Below are 19585 nucleotides of genomic sequence, written 5' to 3'. Positions count from 1 at the left end.
GGGACCCCCTCCGGGTAAGACGGGGAGGCGGATCCGGGATTCCCTGTGCAAGGATCACCGCGTGATCAACGTGGATGTGCGGCCGATGTCCCGGGCGGAGTTCGATCGCTGGCAGATCGCCGTCGTCGCCGACTACGCGCAGGAACAGGTCACGGCCGGCAACTGGACCGCCGACGAGGCTCTGCGCCGGTCCGAGGAAGCCAACAGGGCCTTCCTGCCCCAGGGGATGGACACGCCCGACATGGTCTTCCTGCTCGGCGTGCTGGCCGACGGCACAACGATCGGACGCCTGTGGATCGGGCTGACCCATCCGCGCGGCGTCGCGCACTGCGCCTACCTCTACGACATCGAGGTGGTCGCCGAGCACCGCGGCCAGGGCCTGGGGCGGGCGCTGCTCACGGCCGCCGAGCGGACGGCTCGAAAGCACGGTGCCCGCGCTCTCGAGCTCAACGTGTTCGGCTACAACACGACGGCGCTCAACCTGTACGGCTCGTCGGGGTACCGGGTGACGACCCAGCAGATGCGCAAGGACCTCCGCACGGACCTCGAATCGGCGGCTGACCCTGCACAGGCCGATGACGCCGTGCGGACGTCGAGCCCGTAGGCCGCGACGCGTCGGTCCGTCGTCAATCGGCGAAATCGACGCCAGCGAGCGCGACCGCGCGGTGCGCGGCGAGACGCTCGGCCTGCTCGACGACTGCTCTGCGCCTGCTCTCGGGCAGCTTCTGCCAGGGGTTGACGGTGAGCGTCATCCTGCTGCCCGACTTGCGGGGGCGCCAGGTGCCCACCACCTCACCGTCCACCAGGACGGCGCCGGGGCGACCGAGCACCGGCCACAGCTCCTTGGCGTGCGCGACGTCGGGCACCAGCGTCGCCCGGTCCTTGGCCTGGAGGAAGAGGTCGAACGGGCCGAGCAGGCGGGTCACCGCCGCCTCGGCCGACGCCAGCGCCTGCTCGTCGGCGGCCAGGATCCAGCGCGTCTCGCCGTCCACCGTCACCTCGCGTACGTCCTCCGGCCAGCGTGCCTTGACGTCCTTGACCGGGGCGTCGAGATAGGCGGCCACGTGGCCGGGGGTGGCCGGGCCGAGCAGCCGCAGGTACGCGCGCACGAGGTCGAGCCGGTCGCCCGCGTCGGCCGCCTCGCGGAAGCCGGGGATGCGCCGCAGCACCGGCGGTGAGGTGTCGGGCTGCAACTCCAACCCGGCTCGCACGGTGGCCAGCCGGAACGGCATCTCGAAGATGTGCGTGGCATCGCAGGGGCGGCAGAACCGGAGGTAGGGCTCGGGCAGCGCCGTGCTCAGCCGGCCGGAGACGTCCCCCTTGACCGTCGGCTCGGTGACGATGGCCCGTAGTGCGGCCGCCACGGTGTCGAGAGCGGTCAGGTTGTCGATGCCGGCGGCCTTCAACGGCTTGGCGGCGTCGTAGATGCGCTTACCGGCGTCGGCGTCGGACCAGGGTGCGACCGCCGCCGCCACCGCCGCCACGTCGGCTCGCCGGTAGAGGTGGGGTGCGCCGCGTACCGTCCACAGCAGGACCAGGTCGTCCCCGCAGGTCACCGCCGCGTCGAGGCCGCGCACTGCCAGCGCCCAGCCGCCGCCGGCCGGGCCGGTGTCCTGCACGCCGATGTCGAGCACGGCGGTGTCCGCGAGGGTGCCCTCGGTCCGGTCGAGTTGCTGGGCCCGGACGCGGAACTTCAGCACCTGACGCCGATCGGTCATCCCGTCACCATATGCGGCACCCCCGACAGGGCAGGGCCCCTTCCCGCCGAGGCGGGAAGGGGCCCTGGTGGACGCGGTGCGTCAGTTGGCGATCATGCGGCGCAGCACGTACTGGAGGATGCCGCCGTGCCGGTAGTAGTCCGCCTCGCCCGGGGTGTCGATCCGGACCACGGCGTCGAACTCGACGCCGGTGTCGGTGGTGACCCGCACCGTACGCGGCGTCTCACCGTCGTTGAGCGCCGTCACCCCGGTGATGGAGAACGTCTCGGTGCCGGTGAGGCCCAGCGACTCGGCGGTGGTGTCCACCGGGAACTGCAGCGGCAGCACGCCCATGCCGATCAGGTTCGAGCGGTGGATCCGCTCGTACGACTCGGCGATGACGGCGCGGACGCCCAGCAGCATCGTGCCCTTGGCCGCCCAGTCCCGCGACGAGCCGGAGCCGTACTCCTTGCCGGCCAGGATGACCAGCGGGACGCCGGCCTCCTGGTACGCCGTGGACGCCTCGTAGATCGAGGTCTGCTCGCCGGTCAGGTGGTTGACGGTGAAGCCGCCCTCCACTCCGGGGACCAGCTGGTTGCGCAGCCGGATGTTGGCGAACGTGCCCCGGATCATCACCTCGTGGTTGCCCCGGCGGGAGCCGTACGAGTTGAACTCGTGGCGCGGCACGCCGTGCTCGGCGAGGTACTTCCCGGCGGGCGAGTCGGCCTTGATCGAGCCGGCCGGCGAGATGTGGTCGGTGGTCACCGAGTCACCCAGCTTGGCCAGCACCCGCGCGTCGGCGATGTCGACGACGGGGCTCGGCTCCTGCTGCATGCCCTCGAAGTACGGGGGCTTGCGCACGTAGGTGGAGTCGTCGGCCCAGGCGAAGGTGTCGCCGGTCGGGGTGGGCAGCGACTGCCAGCGCTCGTCACCGGCGAAGACGTCGGCGTACGCGGCGCTGAAGCCGGTGGCGCCGATCGCCTGGGCGATGACGTCCTGGATCTCGGCGCTGTTCGGCCAGATCTCGCGGAGGAAGACGGGGTTGCCCTCGCTGTCCTCGCCGATCGGCTCGTTGGCCAGGTCGATGTCCATCGTGCCGGCGAGCGCGTACGCGACCACCAGCGGCGGGGACGCCAGGTAGTTCATCTTGACGTCCGGGTTGATCCGACCCTCGAAGTTCCGGTTGCCGGAGAGCACCGAGACGACGGCGAGGTCCTTCTCGTTGACCGCGGCGGAGACCTCCTCGGGCAGCGGGCCCGAGTTGCCGATGCACGTGGTGCAGCCGTAGCCGACCAGGTTGAAGCCGAGCTTGTCCAGGTAGGGCGTCAGGCCGGCCCGCTCGTAGTAGTCCATGACCACCTTGGAGCCCGGCGCCAGCGTGGTCTTCACCCACGGCTTGCGGGTCAGGCCCTTCTCCACCGCGTTGCGGGCCAGCAGCGCGGCGCCGATCATGACCTGCGGGTTGGAGGTGTTGGTGCAGGAGGTGATCGCGGCGATCACCACGGCGCCGTGGTCCAACTCGTACTCGACGCCGTCGGCGCTGGTGACCCGGATCGGGTCGCTGGCCCGGCCGCCGGAGCCGACGGCCGCCGTCTCCAGGTCGCGCGGCTCGTCGTTCGGGTCGCTGTAGTCGTTGGCCGGCGGGTCGCTGGCCGGGAAGGACTCGGCGCTGGCCTCGTCGGCGGGCCCGGCCACACCGCGGGGGAGTCGCTCGCGCGGTACGCCCGGCTTGACGTCCTTCTCCTTCTCGCCACCGAGGTCGCCCTCGGCGACGTAGTCGGTGAGCGCGGAGCGGAACAGCGTCTTGGCGCTGCCCAGCGGCACCCGGTCCTGCGGGCGCTTCGGGCCCGCGAGGGACGGCTCGATGGTGCTCAGGTCGAGTTCGAGGCGCTCGGAGTAGTCCGGCTCGGCGTCCGGGTCGTGCCAGAGGCCCTGCTCCTTGGCGTACGCCTCGACCAGCGCGACCTGCTGCGGGTCGCGGCCGGTCAGCTCCAGGTAGCGGACGGTCTCGGCGTCGATCGGGAAGATCGCCACGGTGGAGCCGTACTCCGGGGACATGTTGCCGATGGTGGCCCGGTTGGCCAGCGGCACGGCGCTCACGCCGGGGCCGTAGAACTCCACGAACTTGCCGACCACGCCGTGCTTGCGCAGCATCTCGGTGATGGTGAGCACCAGGTCGGTGGCGGTGGTGCCGGCGGGCATCTCGCCGTGCAGCTTGAAGCCGACGACTCGCGGGATGAGCATGCTGACCGGCTGGCCGAGCATCGCGGCCTCGGCCTCGATGCCGCCGACGCCCCAGCCCAGCACACCGAGGCCGTTGACCATCGTGGTGTGCGAGTCGGTGCCGACCACGGTGTCCGGGTACGCCTGGCCGCCGCGCTCCATGATGGTGCGGGCCAGGTACTCGATGTTGACCTGGTGCACGATGCCGGTGCCCGGCGGAACGACCTTGAACTCGTTGAACGCGGTCTGGCCCCAGCGCAGGAACTGGTAGCGCTCCTTGTTGCGCTCGTACTCCAGCTCGACGTTGCGCTCGAAGGCGTCCTCGCGGCCGAACAGGTCGGCGATCACCGAGTGGTCGATGACCAGCTCGGCCGGCGCGAGGGGGTTGACCTTGGTGGCGTCGCCGCCGAGGTCGCGGACGGCCTCGCGCATGGTGGCCAGGTCGACCACGCAGGGCACGCCGGTGAAGTCCTGCATGAGCACCCGCGCCGGGGTGAACTGGATCTCCACGCTCGGGTTGGCGGCGGAGTCCCACGCGCCGAGCTGCTGGATGTGGTCGGCGGTGATGTTCGCGCCGTCCTCGGTCCGCAGCAGGTTCTCCAGCAGGATCTTCAGGCTGTACGGCAACCGGGCGTGGCCGTCCACCTTGTCGATCTTGAAAATCTCGTAGCTCGCGTCTCCGACGCGTAGCTGGGTCTTCGCACCGAAGGTGTCGAGGCTCGCCACGTCGTACTCCTTCACACCAGCGACCGTGAGTAGTCCTGAGCAGTCTGTCGCACCGGCCGGGGCACCACCCAAGTTAGGTGACACTTACCGCCGATTCTCACTCTCAACAAAACCGTACGTCCGTCTTGCTTGCCACGCAACCTCACTCGCGCGGCGCCCACCCCATCCCTAGCCTCCTAGGAAGCTCTAGCGACTGTGCCCCCGTAGGGCCCCCGACCCGAGCGGCCACCGGTAGGGTTCGACACCGGATCGGAGGTGGTGGCGGTGGTGGACGTACAACACTGGCTCTCCGCACTGCCGCCGGGCATGGTCTACCTGCTCGTCGCCGGGGTGATCGGCGTGGAGAGCATGGGCATTCCGCTGCCCGGCGAGATCGTCCTGGTCAGCTCCGCGCTGCTCGCCGCCACCGGGGTGGTCGAGCCGGAGTGGGTGGCCACCGCCGCCGCGGTCGGCGCGATCGTGGGCGACTCCATCGGGTACGCCGTGGGCCGCCGCGGCGGCCGTCCGCTGCTGGCCCGGCTGGGTCGGCGCTTCCCCCGCCATCTCGGCCCCGCGCAGCTCGCCCGCGCCGAGCAGAGCTTCGCCAGATACGGCGTCTGGGCGGTCTTCTTCGGCCGGTTCGTGGCGCTGCTGCGCATCCTCGCCGGCCCGCTCGCCGGAGCGCTGCACGTGCCGTACCGGCGGTTCCTGCTGGCCAACGCCGCCGGTGGTCTCGTCTGGGCGTTCGGCACGACCTACCTGCTGTTCAGCGTCGGCCGGGCGGCCGAGCACTGGCTCAAGGACATCTCCTGGGCCGGGCTGGTCCTCGCCGTGCTCGCCGGCCTCGCCAGCACCTGGTGGCTACGCCGGCGGGCGCACCGGTTCGAGGCGACCGAGCCGGCCGACGACGCCGAGCCGGTCGCCGCCGGCAGCGAACACTGACCCGGACATGACGAAGGGCCGCCCCGGTGGGGGACGGCCCTTCGGTGTCGCCGGATCGTCAGGAGGTGGCGTAGCCACGGGTCGCGATCCAGTCGGCCAGGTTGTCGACGGTCATCTGGTACGACGCCTTGTCGGGGTCGGCCGAGTCGGCGATCGTCACGATCTTGCCGCCGTCGCTGTAGCCGACCACGCTGATGTAGTGCCCGCCCTCGTAGGAGTGGACGGCGCCGTCGGTGTCGGTCGTGGTGCCGGCGATGTTGGCGACCACGGCGCGGCCGTCGTCGACGGTACGCACGACGTCGGTGCGCAGCTGGTCGGTCTGCTTGTCATCCGCCAGCGGGGTGCTCATCTCGACGCTGTGGTACGCGTCCTTGCCGGTCTCCTTGTTCAGCACCGGCGTGATGTCGAAGATCGAAGCGGTGCCGGCCTCGGTGGTGTGCATCTCCTTGGCCATGTCGTCGACGCTGATCTCCTTGCCCTGCACGCTGAGCGCGTTACGCGTGGCGGCGGGGCCGCAGTAGTAGAAGTTGGGCTGGGGCTCGTACTTCACGCCGAGCTGACGCTCACCGGCGGGCTTACGCTCGCCCTGCGCCGCCTGGGTGGCGGGCTTGGCTTCGGCGGCGTGGGCCGCGACGGCGGGTGCGGCGATGCCACCGGCGGTGGCAGCCAGGCCGACGACGGTCAGGGCGCTCTTGCGGATCAGATCGGTACGCATGATGACGTGCTCCTCTGCTCTGTTCTGCTCGGGGTGTGCACGGGACACGCACCGGGGGCGCGGCCTTGTTAGGTCGTGAGCTGGATCTGCCCGGCGGCCGTGGGCCTGCTCGGGCGTCCGGGGGTTGTAACCGTGGAGGCTGGCCGGATGTTTCCGCTGGCCGTGGCTCCGGGGAGTGCAACCGGGCCGGCTGGCCGGGTGTTCCCGGCGGCCCGACGGGTCTGGAGCACCCGGGTCGGAGGGACCCGCGGGGGTGCCATGTTCAACGATGCCGATCGGTCACCGATTCCGCCGCCCGGGTGGCACCGGCCACCGGACGCGGATCCGAATACCGGACACCCGGGGGCCGCGGGTCCGCGCCGGGCCGGGCATTCGGCGTCGCCCGGCCCGCTCCGGTCACGTAGGCCGCCGGCAGGGCCGAATGGGCGATATGGGAGATCTGCGGATTTCGTGGGGTGTTTCGACCCGTCAGGTCGGGTCTTCTCCCGACGTCGGGGTGCCGGTGGCCTGGGCGTGCCGTTCGCGCAGCCGCTGCCGGATCTCGTCCGGGGTGTACGCCCGGCGGCGCCGCTCGGCGCGGGCGATCACCACACCGGAGGCCGCGACGCCGGCGAGGCCGGCCAGCCCGAGGACCTTCCACCACCGCATCCGTTGCCGCATCGGCCTAGGGTAGACGGTCATGAGCATCAGCCTGGACGAGGCCGTCGAGTTGACCCGCACCGGAGACGTGTGGGTGTTCCGGGGCCGCAGCGTGCCGGACCGGGCCATCCAGTTCACCACCAACAGTCCGGTGAACCACGTCGGCATGGCGGTCGTACTCGACGACATGCCGCCGCTGATGTGGCACGCGGAGCTGGGCCGCTCGTTGCCGGACCTCTGGTCGGGCACCCACCAGCGCGGCGTGCAACTGCACGACCTGCGGGACGCGGTCTGCGTCTGGGCCAACCGCTACGGGCAGCGGGCCTGGCTGCGCCAGCTCGACCCGCCGGCGGACGGGGAGATGGAGCAGGCGGTGCTGCGGACCATCGCGCGGCTGGACGGTACCCCGTTCCCGTCGACCGCCCAGCTGGCCTGGCGATGGGTGCGCGGCCGGGTCCCGCAACTGCCCCGACCCGGCCGGCTCGCACGGCTGCCCCGGCCCGGCCCGTTCGCAGCCGACGCCGCGTGGCCGACCCACGCCGGGCCCGCGAGTCCCACCCGGCCGAGCGACGCCGAAGCCGCGAGCGCCGCCCGGCCGACCAATGGGGACTCCGCCGGGGTGGTGCGGGACCGGGCGCTGGAGACGGCGTACTGCGCCGAGGTGGTCGCGGTGACCTACGGGGCGATGGGGTTGCTGCCCGCCGGCCGGCGACCGAACTGGTACGACCCGGGGCGGTTCTGGAGCGGGGACGACCTCGGCCTGGCCGCCGACGCCCGGCTGGGCACGGAGATCGAGGTCAGGGTTCCGGCCCGTTGAGGTTTGACCGGCACGGTGAGCGGCAATTGCTGTCGCCGTGAGAGCCTCCACCGATCTCGACACGCTGGCCGACTTCTTCGACCGGTACGGCGTGGCGCTGACCAGCGGCGACCTGCCCGCCATCGCCGGCTGTTACGCCCTGCCCGGGCTGGTGGTGGCCGACACCTACAGCTTCTCGTTCACCTCGCCGGCGGCGGTGGCGCTGTCCTTCGTGGGCGCCGCACCCGACTATCAGGACCGTGAGCTGGTGGCCGCCCACGCCCGGATCGAGGACGTGCAGCCGGTCGCCGCGCTGCTGACCATGGTGACCGTGGAGTGGGAGTTCCTGGACAGCCGGGGTGACGCGGTGCCCGGAGAGCGCTACCGCTACCTGCTGCGTACCACGGTCGACGGCCCGATGATCTGCACCGTCGTTCGGACGGGCTGACCGACCGGGGTCGCCGGCAGGGTCGGCCCGTTTTCCGTGAGCCACCGGCCGCTCGGTCGGATCGGCGTCCGCGCGGTTCCCGACGCCGTCTGCGCTGGCTACTCTGGCGCGTCGGGTCGGGAGGGGGAACCTATGGCGGTGCGTCCGGCCGGGGCAGCGGGTGCCCGGACCACGACGAGGCTGCTGGCCGCGGTGCCGTGGATCGTCGTGCTGGTCGGGGTGGGATCGTTGGTTGTCCTGCTGGTGATCGCGCTGATGTCGTTCCGCACCCGGGAGAATGAGGCGCTGCCACCGCCGGCGCCGCCGGTGTTCCTGCCGACGCCGCCCGCACCGGAGCCGCCCACCCCCTCGGCGGTCGCCTCGACGGCACGGCCGCTCCCGTCGTCGCCGAAGCCGTCGCGCGGCATCCGGGTGCCGTCGCCACGGGTGAGCACCCGGGTGCCGGCGCCCGTCCGGACGACGACGGCGCCGCCGCGCGGCGCGACGGTCGTGGCCGCGTACCGGATCGGGGTGGACGATCGGCACTCCAGTGACGCGGTGCTGTCGGTGACGAACGGCTCCGACCGGCCCGAGGACTGGGAGGTGGAGCTGGTCTTCGCCGACGACCCCGGTGGCCTGCGGGTCAGGAGCGAGTCGGGGATCTCGGTGTCGAGCCGGGGCGACGGGTCGTACGAGTTGCGCGGCACCAGCCCGCTGGACCCCGGCGAGACCGACACCTTACGGCTGTGGTTCGGCTCGGACGATGGCGGCGAGGCGCCGACCCGCTGCACGGTCAACGGCACCGACTGCCGGCGGGGCTGAGCCGGCGCGGGTTGCACCATCCGGTGTCGACGGCTGCACTTTCCGGTGTTGCCGCTGATCGTTACGCTTCCCGGACGCTCGCTGAGGGAGGTACATGTCCGGCATCAGTCGCGCTTCGCGACCGTCGCGTGGCAGGACCGTCGTCGCGTCCTCGCCCTGGATCGTGGTGTTCGCCGGCGTCGTCGTGATGGTGGTGCTGCTGGTCGTGGCGCTGGGCGCCTACCGGGGGCGCAGTCCGGCGCCGGATGCCGCGGCCGAGCCGTACCCCGCGGTGCCGTTGCCGTTGCCGCCGTCGCCGGCCTCCCCGACCGCCGGGTCGCCGACGCCGCCGACGTCGCCGCCGCCAACGCCAACGCCGACGCCGCCAGCGCTGCCGGGGCTGTCGCCACGGGCGACCGGGCTGCCGACGCGCAGTCCGGTGGCGTCGCCGACCTCGGCGGGCGCCGTGGTGTCGGTGTCGGCCCGGCCGCCGGCGCGGCCGGCGCCGCCACAGCCGCCGGCGGTGACCGGCCGGTACCGGGTGGTGCAGTCCTTCGACGGTGGGTTCATCGGGGAGGTGCTGATCAGTAATGCTGCCGGCGACGGCCGGAGTTGGACGGCCCGGTTGGGCTTTCCCGGTGGGCGGCTGGTGACGGCCTGGGTGGAGGGCATGCCACAGGGGACGGCGCGGGAGTTCGACGGCGGGTTCACGTACACGAGCGGAGCGGAGGTGCCGGCCGGCGGAACGGCCACGTTGCGGTTCCACATCGAGCGGGCCGCCACGAAGCCGTCGGAGTGCAGGGTCGACAGCTTCGGCTGTGCCGGCGTCTGAGCAGGACGGTCGACCGCGCGGCGTCGTCGCGAATGCCTGTTTCCGCAAGGAAGCTGCTTTGTTGCGACCATGTTTGCAAGGTATTGCAGAATGTTTCGGCAAGGGCTAGCGTGCGGGCGAATCAGCGACCAGAGGAAGGCCGTCGATGAAACCCCCGCCGATACCGCGTACCGCCCTGCTGGCCCTCGTCTCCCTGCTCACTCTCACCCTCGGCGGCACACCGGTCGCCGCCCACCAGTTCGACGCCGCGGCGGACCCCCGACCGTCCGGCGCCGACTCCCTGGCCGCGGCCGGCGCCGTGCAGTGGCGCGACGAGCCCTCCGCCGAGGCTCTGCTCTCCGCCGGCACCGACACCGCCCGCGCCGAGCAGTTCTACTTCGTCCTGCCGGACCGGTTCGCCAACGGCGACCCCCGCAACGACCGCGGCGGCCTCGCCGGCGACCGGCTGCGCACCGGCCTGGATCCGGCCGACAAGGGCTTCTACCACGGCGGCGACCTCAAGGGCGTCATCGACAAGCTCGACTACATCCAGGGCCTGGGCACCACGGCCATCTGGCTCGCCCCGATCTTCAAGAACCGCCCCGTGCAGGGCACCGGCAACGACATCTCGGCCGGCTACCACGGCTACTGGATCACCGACTTCACCCAGGTCGACCCGCACTTCGGCACCAACGCCGAGATGAAGAAGCTGGTTTCGCTCGCGCACCAACGCGGCATCAAGATCTACCTCGACGTCATCGTCAACCACACCGCCGACGTCATCAAGTACGCCGAGGACAAGTACGCCTACATCGACAAAGCCACCTCGCCGTACACCGACGCGCAGGGGCGGGCCTTCGAGGACCGCAACTACGCCGACGGCAGCCGCGACTTCCCGCCGGTGAACGCGCAGTCCTTCCCGTACACCCCGACCGTCGACGCGGCCGACGCCGCGGTGAAGGTCCCGGCCTGGCTGAACGACGCCACGATGTACCACAACCGCGGGGACTCGACCTTCGCGGGGGAGAACAGCGAGTACGGCGACTTCTTCGGCCTCGACGACCTGTGGACCGAGCGTCCCGAGGTGGTGCAGGGCCTGACCAAGGCGTACGGCGACTGGATCGGCGCCATCGGCGTGGACGGGTTCCGGCTGGACACCGTCAAGCACGTCAACCTCGACTTCTGGCCGCAGTTCAGCGCGGGCATCGAGCGCGCCGCCGAGAAGGCCGGCAAGAAGGACTTCTTCATGTTCGGCGAGGTCTACAGCGCCGACCCGGAGGTCAGCTCGACCTACGTGCGCCGGGGCGGCCTGCCGGCCACCCTCGACTTCGCCTTCCAGGAGGCCGCGCGGGGCTACACGGCCGGCGCCGGTTCGGCGAAGGCGCTCGCCGACGTGTACGCCCGGGACGACCTCTACGCCGCCCGGGACACCGACGCCGGGCGGCTGACCACCTTCCTCGGCAACCACGACATGGGCCGGATCGGCTCGTTCATCGCCGGCGGCGGCACCGACCCGGGCAGCCACCTGCGCCGCGACCAGCTGGCCCACCAGCTGATGTTCCTCACCCGTGGACAGCCGGTGATCTACTCCGGTGACGAGCAGGGCTTCACCGGCCCCGGCGGGGACAAGGACGCCCGGCAGGACATGTTCGCCTCGAAGGTGCCCGACTACCTCGACGACGACCTGCTCGGCACCGACCGCACCCACGCCAGCGACCAGTTCGACCCGGCCCACCCGCTCTACCGGACCATCGCCGAGCTGGGCCGGCTGCGCCAGGCGCACCCGGCGCTGCGCGACGGTGTGCAGGTCACCCGGTACGCGGCCGACGGCCCCGGCGTCCTCGCCGTGTCCCGGATCGCCCCCGCCGACCGCACCGAGTACGTGGTGGCGGTGAACAACGCCGGCACCGCGCAGACTGTCACGGTGGACACCTGGTCGGCCGGCGCCACCTTCACCGGCATCTACGGCGGCTCGGGCAACAACAACACCACCGCGGGCGCCGACGGCAAGCTGACCCTGACCGTGCCGCCGCTGTCGGCGGTGGTGCACCGGGCCGACGCGGCCATCCCGCAGCCGGCGGCGAAGCCGACCGTCACGATCACCGCTCCGGCTCCGGACGCTCCGGTGGCGACCCGGGCCGCGGTCACCGCGCAGGTGACCGGTGACCCGCTGGCCACCGTCACCGTCGCGGCCCGGGTGGCCGGCGGCCGGTGGACGCTGCTGGGCAGCGCCGACCACGCCCCGTACACCGTGCAGCACGACCTGACCGGCCTGGCCGGCGGCACCCGGGTCGAGTACAAGGCGGTGGTCCGCGACGGTCGGGGCCGTACCGCCACCGCCCGGTCCACCGCGATCGTGGGCACCCCGGCGCAGGGCGCGTCCCGGGAGTGGGCGGTGGTGCACTACCAGCGTCCCGCCGGCGGGTACGACGACTGGGGGCTGTACGCCTGGGGCGACATCGATCACGCGTACGTCACGGAGTGGCCGAAGGGCCAGCCGTTCGCCGGGGAAGACTCCTACGGCCGGTTCGCCTGGGTGAAGCTCAAGCCGGGCGCGAAGACGGTGAACTTCCTGGTGGTCGACTCCAACGGCACCAAGGACGTCGGCGCCGACCGCAGCTTCGACGTCACGCAGACCGGGGAGATCTGGCTCAAACAGGGCGACCCGGCGATCTACCCGACCCGGCAGGCGGCCGCCGGTGAGCCGGCCCCGCCGGTCGAGGAGGGCACCGCGGTCATCCACTACCGCCGGGCCGATGGCAACTACGACGGCTGGGGCCTGCACCTGTGGGACGGCGCGGCGAACCCGACCGAGTGGTCCGCGCCGCTCAAGCCCACCGGCACCGACGCGTTCGGCGCCGTGTTCCGGGTGCCGCTGGCGGCCGGGGCCACCGGGCTGAACTACATCATCCACAACGGCGACACCAAGGACCTGCCCGACGACCAGCGACTCGACTTCGCCAGCGCGGGCCGGGAGGTGTGGCTGCTCGCCGCCACCCCGGGTCGGCTGCTGCCGTCGACGACCACCGGCGGCGGAAAGGACACCGACCTGGGCAAGCAGAAGGCGCACTGGATCGACCGGTCCACCGTGGCCTGGCAGACCGGACCGACCGACGGGAAGAGGTACGCCCTGGTCGCCGCGCCGGCCGGCGGGGTGAGCGTGGTCGACGGCGAGCTGACCGGCACGTACACCACGTTGCCGCTGTCCGCGCAGCGCAACGGCATCACCGAGGCCCAGCGGACGGCCTTCCCGCACCTGTGGTCGTACCGCAGCTTCACCCTGGACCGCCGGGACCTGGCCAGGGTGCCGACGGCGCTGCGCGGGCAGTTGCTGGTCACCGAGCGCGACGCCGAGGGCGCCCTGCTCGCCGCGACCGGCGTGCAGATCCCCGGGGTGCTCGACGACGTGTACGCCCGCGCCACCAAGGCCACCCTCGGGCCGACCTTCACCGGCCGCACGCCGAGCCTGGCGCTGTGGGCGCCGACCGCCCGGACGGTGGCGCTGCAACTGTTCGACTCGCCCACCGCGCAGCCCAGGACGGTGCCGATGCGCCGCGACGACGGCACCGGCGTGTGGTCGGTGCGCGGCAGCCGCGCCTGGACCGGCAAGTACTACCGCTACCAGGTGCAGGCGTGGCAGCCGGCCGCGCAGAAGCTGGTCACCGCGTCGGTGACCGACCCGTACTCGGTGGCGCTGGCGCCGGACTCGACGCACAGCCTGCTGGTCGACCTGAACGACGCGGCGCTGGCCCCGCCCGGCTGGCGGACGCTGCGCAAGCCGGCGGCGGTGCCGGCGGCGAAGGCGCAGATCTCCGAGCTGTCGGTGCGCGACTTCTCCATCGCCGACAGCACCGTGCCGGCCGAGCGCCGGGGCACCTACCTCGCGTTCACCGAGCCGGCGACCGCCGGCATGACGCACCTGCGGGCGCTCGGCGACGCCGGGGTCACCCACCTGCACCTGCTGCCGGCGTTCGACTTCGCCACCATCCCCGAGCGTCGGGCCGACCAGAAGCAGCCGACCTGCGACCTGGCGAAGCTGCCACCGGACTCCGACGAGCAGCAGAAGTGCGTCACGGCGGTGGCCGAGTCCGACGGTTACAACTGGGGGTACGACCCGCTGCACTACACGGTGCCGGAGGGCGGCTACGCGGTCGACCCGACCGGGGCGGCGCGGACCACCGAGTTCCGGCGGATGGTCGCCGGGGTGAACGGCGCCGGCCTGCGGGTCGTCATGGACGTGGTCTACAACCACACCTCCGCGGCCGGCACCGATCCGAAGTCGGTGCTCGACCAGGTGGTGCCGGGCTACTACCAGCGGCTGCTGGAGGACGGCACGGTGGCGAACTCGACCTGCTGCGCCAACACCGCGCCGGAACACGCCATGATGGGCAAGCTGGTGGTCGACTCGCTGGTCACCTGGGCCAGGCAGTACAAGGTGGACGGGTTCCGGTTCGACCTGATGGGCCACCACCCGAAGGCCAACATCCTCGCCGTCCGCGCCGCACTGGACCGGCTGACCGTCGCCCGCGACGGGGTGGACGGCAAGGCGATCATGCTCTACGGCGAGGGCTGGAACTTCGGCGAGGTCGCCAACGACGCCCGGTTCGTGCAGGCCACCCAGGCCAACATGGCCGGCACCGGTATCGGCACCTTCAACGACCGGCTGCGCGACGCGGTGCGCGGCGGCGGCCCGTTCGACGGCAACCCACGGGTGCAGGGCTTCGCCTCGGGGCAATACACCGACCCCAACGGCGATGAGGTCAACGGGTCGGCGGCCGAGCAGAAGGCGCGGTTGCTGCACGCCCACGACCTGATCAAGGTGGGTCTCACCGGCAACCTGCGTGGCTACCGGTTCACCGACTCCGCCGGCCGGCAGGTCACCGGCGCCCAGGTCGACTACAACGGCTCACCGGCCGGCTACACCGCCGCGCCGGGGGAGGCGGTCACCTACGTCGACGCGCACGACAACGAGATCCTGTACGACGCGTTGGCGTACAAACTGCCGCAGGACACCTCGGCGGCGGACCGCTCCCGGATGCAGGTGCTGGCACTGAGCACGGTGGCGCTGGGACAGGGCACCGGGTTCGTCACCACCGGCACCGAGCGGCTGCGGTCGAAGTCGCTGGACCGCAACTCGTACAACTCCGGTGACTGGTTCAACCAGATCCGGTGGGACTGCGCCCAGGGCAACGGCTTCGGCGCCGGCCTGCCGCCGGCGCAGGACAACCAGGACAAGTGGCCGTACGCGAAGCCGTTGCTGGCGGACCCGAAGCTGGTGCCGGACTGCGCGGCGATCAACACCACCGACGCGCGGTACGCCGAGCTGCTGCGCATCCGGGCCTCCTCGCCGGTGTTCGGGCTGGCCACGGCGCAGCAGGTGCAGCAGCGGGTGGCCTTCCCGCTGTCCGGGACGCAGGAGACGCCGGGGGTGCTCACCATGACGCTCGACGGCCGGGGCCTGGACCCACAGTGGACGTCGGTGACGGTGGTGTTCAACTCCACCCCGCAGGCGGCCACGCAGCAGCTCGCCGGGCTGCGCGGCGCGGACGTCACGTTGCACCCGGTGCTGCGCGACTCCGCGGACCCGGTGCTGCGTACGGCGTCGTTCGACGCGGCGACCGGCACGTTCCGGGTGCCGCCGCGCAGCGTGGCGGTCTTCGTGCAGCGCTGACCCGAACAAGGCCCGAAGAAGGCCGGCCCCACCGCTCTGGCGGAGGGGCCGGCCTTCTGTGTCAGCCAATGCCGATCCGAGCTCCAACCAGTCCGCCCCGAACCGGGATAGACCGGAGTGGGCCGGACACCGCGCTCCTTACACCCCAAGGATGTTAACAGGCCACTTACTGCACCAGACGTATGAGATGTTACGAAACCCGGAAAGTCCTCTCGTTCGGCATGAATCAGCCTAACGTTTCGTCTTAGCTCGTCCTCCTGAGCCGATTAGAAGGGAATGAGGACATGTCGATGAGGTTCTTGACCAAGCTCGCCGGAGGGATGGTGCTGGGCAGCGCCGCGCTACTGCTCGCTGCGCCCGCCACCGCGCTCGCCGCGCCCGACGACGGGCCGACCAACCAGCCCAAGGCCTCGAGCCAGGGGCAGAAATCGAAGAAGTCAGACGACAAGCCCAAGACATTCGACCTGAAGGACAGGGACGGGAACGGGGTTACCTGCGCGACCACCAAGCAGATCAACGAGCAGAACATCTCCAATATCGTCAAGGACAACACGATCGAGGACAGCGTCGTCACCTTCAACCTGAGCGCCGCGCAGTCGGCGTCGAACACCAGAACCCAGCAGCCCAACACCATCGTGGTCTGCATCCGCGACCTCGAGGTCGGGGTGGACGTGGAGACCGACCTGCTCGGCGACCTGCTCACGATGGTCGAGGCCAGTCTCGGCCGGGCCGGGTCACCGGTGGGCCAGCCTGCCGGCAACACCGCCGCGGCTGACGGCGCGTACGCGGGTCCGGACGGAGCCTGGGTGCTCCCGAGCGCGGCTGGCGTCGCGGCCGGTGACGGCGGCGCGTTCTCCGACACCAACACCGGTGTTCTGACGGCGACCGGTGCCGGCATGATGGGCGTGGGCGTGCTCGGTGGCATCGCACTGCTGCGTCGGCGGTCGGCCAATGGCACTGTCGCCTAGGGCGGCCAGGAGCGCCGGCGGCCGCCACGGTTTCCCGTGGCGTGCCGCTGGCCTCGTCATGGTCGTCCTCGTCACGCTCACCGGAGCAGGATTGATCGTGCATGCGGCCACGGCTCCCGATCCGGTCGGACCGCCACCACAGCCCGACCCCGCCGCCGCACCGCTGTCCCTGCTGTCACCGTTGGCGGACGAGCCCACCACACCAGATCCGACGCCGAGCAGAGCCAACGCGTTGCCGACCACCGGGGCGACCCGCGGCGAGGCGCGCAGTGCGCGCGGCCGCCTCGAGAACGGTTCCAGGTCCGCCGCGACCCGCCCGTCTCCCCCACCGACGTTTGCCGGGATGCCGCGATCGCAACCCACCCGCATCAGGATCCCGCGGATCGGCGTTGACGCGCCGACCACTCCGCTCGGGCTGGACCGGAACCAGCAGATCGCGGTCCCGCCGTTGAACCAGCCCCATACGGCCGGGTGGTACAAGCTGGGACCGAGTCCCGGCGAGACCGGGACCGCGATCGTGGTGGGCCACGTCGACTCGCGCGCCACCGGGCGAGCGGTCTTTTTCCGCCTAGGCGCGCTGAAACCGAAAGACACCATCGAGTTGCTCCGCAAGGATGGCAAGAAGGCCCGGTTCATCGTCGACGGCGTGGCCCGCTACCCGAAGACCAAGCTCCCGCTGAAGCAGGTCTACGGTCACACCGGCAAGGCGCAGCTCCGCGTGATCACCTGTGGTGGCAGCTACGACAAGGCAGCGAAATCGTACAAGGACAACATCGTGGTGTTCGCGACGCTGGCGCCGTGAACTCTCGATTCCTTGTCCCTCGTAGGTGGTGACCTGCGAGGTCGGGCCGCGATGCGTGTGCCAGCCGCCGTGGATCGTGCCGGACGGGCTGTGGCAGCGCATCGGGCCGTTGCTGCCCTTCGCGCTGCGCACCGCCACTGTCGGCTGGTACCGCGGCGGCTACGCATTGGGTGGGAACGCCGCGACGACGTCCATGAAGCCTTCCCCGCGTCAGCACGTCCGACATGTTGCCCGAGGTTTGTTAAGACCTCTTATAGCAGCCGAAGGCATGTTCTCCGCAAAAACCGGAAAGCACTCCGAACGAACATGAACCTCTCTTATGTTCGTAGTGGCTCGTCTTCCGGAGCCGACCAGGAGGGAGTGAGGGACATGTCGAAGAAGTTTCTGACCAAGCTCGCCGGCGGGGTGGTGCTGGGAAGCGCCGCACTGCTGCTCGCTGCGCCCGCCGCCGCGCTCGCCGCGTCCGACGGGGAGTACGGGGAGCACAGGGCGAACGACCGCAACGGATTCGTCTGCGCGACCAACGAGCAGCTCAACGAGCTGATCGCCGCCAACGTCATCAGCGACAACGACATTGAGGACAGCGAAGTCACCTTCGAGCAGTCCGTGGATGTTGACGCGACGAACGAGAACAGGACTCAGCCCAACACCATCATCGTCTGTATCCGCGACATCGACGTGGACGTGGACGTGGAGGACTAGGAACTGCTCGAGTCGCCCGAGGGTGCCGGCATCAGCGGGCCCGCTCGTGCGGCTCGTCGGTGGGCCAGCATGCCGGCAACGCGCTCGGTGGCAGCCCACCGCAGCGTCCTGGCCAGGAGCGCCAGCGGCGGTCACGGGTTCCCGTGGCGTGCCGCTGGCCTCTTTTTGGTCGTACTTCTGATGCTCACCGCGAACGCACACACCACCTCGGCCGCCACGGCGAACCCTTCGCCACCGGGTCCGTTGGCACAGCAAACTGTGGAGACCTGCTCGGTTTGCCAGCATCCGCCGATCCCTACGGCGCTACGAGCCACCCGCCTGAGCCCTGAGCGGCTACCTGGCACGACAACTCATCCAGCCGGACGTGTCCACGCGCGTGCCGACACCGATCTGTTCACGGACGTCCTGAGACCCGACATCGCCGGCACCCCGCCTCGGCCCTGCGTGACGATCAGTATCAGGAGCTGGGTGGCACTGGCCTCGGCGCCGAGGTTCTTCTCAACCGGTACGGTGTGGTGCCGACCGCCGGCGACGTGCCCGCGGTCGCCGGCTGTTACGCCTGCCCGGGCTGGTGGTGGCCCCCCTACGGCTTCTCGTGCACCTCGGCCGCGGTCGCGCTGTCCTTCGTCGGCACTCCGCCTTTCCAGCCTGGAGCCGACCGGCGGGGACCGGTGATCCGGTGCCGGATCGTGCTGGTCGCCGCGTCCCGTCGCTTGAAACTCGGCCGTCGCGGTGAGCAGGCCGGCGGGTACCCGCTCGGACGGTGGGGCCAGCGTCGGCATGCCGGTGCGTAGAGGCCAGGTGACGCCTGCCAACCAACCGTCTTCCGCGGCGCACCGAGCGGGTGGGTCCGTCCGCGTCGGCCGCGTTCCGCCCGGCCCGTCGCGTGGCTGACCTGGGGCGTCGGCTCCGGCGACGAGGTCATCGGCATCGCGGCCCAGCAGCTCGCGCGGCTGCTCCAGCACGTTCTGATCAAAGTCGGGCTGGTCGGCAACCTCGGCGGCGGGCCGGTCTCGCATGCAGGTGCTCGCGCTGAGTTACCCGTGGCGGGGCAGGGGACCGGCTTCGTCACCGCCCGCACCGAGCGGCCGCGACGCCCGGTACGCCGAGCTGCTGAAGATTTGCGCCTGCTCGCCGGTGTCCGGGCTGACCACCGCGGAGCAGGTGCAGCAGCGGGCGCCTTCCCGCTCTGCGGCGAGGCGTAGACCCCCCGGGCGCGCTCACCAGGGCGCCTGACGGTCGCGGCTTCAACGGGCGCCGGAGGTCCGTGACGGTCTTCAACGCCATTCCGGGCGTGGCGACGCAGCAACTGACCGCGCTGCGTGGGGCGGACGTGGCGCCGTACCCGGTGCTGCGGACCTCCGCCGACGAGGTGCTGCAGACGGCCACGATCGACGCGGCCACCGGCACGTTCACCGTGCCGGCGCCGAGCGTCGCGGTCTCGTGCGGCAGTAGTACACAGTGGCCGGCCCCCTCCCGCGGTAACGCGGCAGGGGGCCGGCTCGTCTCTCCTGGCGGCGGTCCTCCGGCCCGCCGGGTCCGATCCGGTTGGACCGTTCCCGGGCGGGCCGGAGGGTTCGCCTCAGCCGATGCCGTCAACGGTTCGGCTGTTCACTGCGCTGCCGTTCAGGCGTGGCAGTCTTTGACGTTGACGCAGTTCTTGGGGTCGTTGTCGGTGACGGTGGA

Annotated in this window: 14 protein-coding genes and 1 pseudogene; 11 read left to right on the top strand and 4 right to left on the bottom strand. The window is 71.3% G+C overall.

What is annotated here, in order from left to right; all coding sequences use genetic code 11:
• Nucleotides 1-61 precede the first annotated feature (61 nt).
• Nucleotides 62-604 carry a GNAT family N-acetyltransferase gene (locus ACFOW4_RS06920; RefSeq protein WP_377525540.1) on the top strand — a complete coding sequence of 181 codons (543 nt, stop codon included), beginning with the start codon at nt 62-64 and terminating at the stop codon, nt 602-604.
• A gap of 22 nt (nt 605-626) precedes the next feature.
• Here the strand turns inward: ACFOW4_RS06920 and ACFOW4_RS06915 are convergent, their stop codons facing one another.
• Nucleotides 627-1718 carry a winged helix DNA-binding domain-containing protein gene (locus ACFOW4_RS06915; RefSeq protein ID WP_377525538.1) on the bottom strand — a complete coding sequence of 364 codons (1092 nt, stop codon included), beginning with the start codon at nt 1716-1718 and terminating at the stop codon, nt 627-629.
• 81 nt (nt 1719-1799) lie between these two features.
• Nucleotides 1800-4661: an aconitate hydratase gene (locus ACFOW4_RS06910; protein ID WP_377525536.1), complete on the bottom strand. Its 2862-nt coding sequence runs from the start codon at nt 4659-4661 to the stop codon at nt 1800-1802.
• Between the two features lie 249 nt (nt 4662-4910).
• Here ACFOW4_RS06910 and ACFOW4_RS06905 point away from each other — a divergent pair, with 249 nt between their 5' ends.
• Nucleotides 4911-5567 carry a DedA family protein gene (locus ACFOW4_RS06905; RefSeq protein ID WP_377525535.1) on the top strand — a complete coding sequence of 219 codons (657 nt, stop codon included), beginning with the start codon at nt 4911-4913 and terminating at the stop codon, nt 5565-5567.
• A 58-nt stretch (nt 5568-5625) separates the two neighbouring features.
• On the opposite strand, the gene ACFOW4_RS06900 is transcribed toward ACFOW4_RS06905, so the two are convergent.
• Both ACFOW4_RS06900 and ACFOW4_RS06895 read right to left on the bottom strand, forming a co-directional pair.
• Nucleotides 5626-6282, bottom strand: coding sequence for a C39 family peptidase (locus ACFOW4_RS06900; protein ID WP_377525533.1), 657 nt, complete (start codon nt 6280-6282; stop codon nt 5626-5628).
• 468 nt (nt 6283-6750) lie between these two features.
• Nucleotides 6751-6942, bottom strand: coding sequence for a hypothetical protein (locus tag ACFOW4_RS06895; protein WP_377525531.1), 192 nt, complete (start codon nt 6940-6942; stop codon nt 6751-6753).
• Between the two features lie 19 nt (nt 6943-6961).
• Between ACFOW4_RS06895 and ACFOW4_RS06890 the strand changes: the two genes are divergently transcribed.
• From ACFOW4_RS06890 to ACFOW4_RS06850, 9 genes and pseudogenes are all read left to right on the top strand, one after another.
• The gene (locus ACFOW4_RS06890; RefSeq protein ID WP_377525529.1) at nt 6962-7738 is read left to right on the top strand and encodes a hypothetical protein; all 777 of its coding nucleotides are present in this window, start codon (nt 6962-6964) and stop codon (nt 7736-7738) included.
• A gap of 37 nt (nt 7739-7775) precedes the next feature.
• Nucleotides 7776-8165 carry a hypothetical protein gene (locus ACFOW4_RS06885; RefSeq protein ID WP_377525528.1) on the top strand — a complete coding sequence of 130 codons (390 nt, stop codon included), beginning with the start codon at nt 7776-7778 and terminating at the stop codon, nt 8163-8165.
• A 132-nt stretch (nt 8166-8297) separates the two neighbouring features.
• A complete protein-coding gene (locus tag ACFOW4_RS06880) occupies nt 8298-8966 on the top strand; it encodes a hypothetical protein (protein ID WP_377525526.1) in 669 nt (222 codons plus the stop codon).
• A 94-nt stretch (nt 8967-9060) separates the two neighbouring features.
• Entirely contained in the window at nt 9061-9777 is a 717-nt protein-coding gene (locus ACFOW4_RS06875) for a cellulose-binding protein (protein WP_377525524.1), read from the top strand.
• Between the two features lie 145 nt (nt 9778-9922).
• On the top strand, nt 9923-15427 hold the full coding sequence (gene pulA, locus ACFOW4_RS06870; protein ID WP_377525523.1) for a pullulanase-type alpha-1,6-glucosidase: 5505 nt from the start codon (nt 9923-9925) through the stop codon (nt 15425-15427).
• A 299-nt stretch (nt 15428-15726) separates the two neighbouring features.
• Nucleotides 15727-16395 carry a hypothetical protein gene (locus ACFOW4_RS06865; RefSeq protein WP_377525521.1) on the top strand — a complete coding sequence of 223 codons (669 nt, stop codon included), beginning with the start codon at nt 15727-15729 and terminating at the stop codon, nt 16393-16395.
• A 58-nt stretch (nt 16396-16453) separates the two neighbouring features.
• Nucleotides 16454-17197: a class F sortase gene (locus ACFOW4_RS06860; RefSeq protein WP_377525520.1), complete on the top strand. Its 744-nt coding sequence runs from the start codon at nt 16454-16456 to the stop codon at nt 17195-17197.
• Between the two features lie 369 nt (nt 17198-17566).
• Nucleotides 17567-17899 carry a hypothetical protein gene (locus ACFOW4_RS06855; protein ID WP_377525518.1) on the top strand — a complete coding sequence of 111 codons (333 nt, stop codon included), beginning with the start codon at nt 17567-17569 and terminating at the stop codon, nt 17897-17899.
• A gap of 1098 nt (nt 17900-18997) precedes the next feature.
• A pseudogene (locus ACFOW4_RS06850) lies at nt 18998-19340 on the top strand (alpha-1,6-glucosidase domain-containing protein); the annotation flags it as partial.
• Nucleotides 19341-19585: the final 245 nt, after the last annotated feature.

The sequence above is a fragment of the Micromonospora sp. GCM10011542 genome (assembly GCF_042650685.1).
GTDB lineage: Bacteria > Actinomycetota > Actinomycetes > Mycobacteriales > Micromonosporaceae > Micromonospora.
This window is presented reverse-complemented; position numbering and strand designations above follow the sequence as displayed.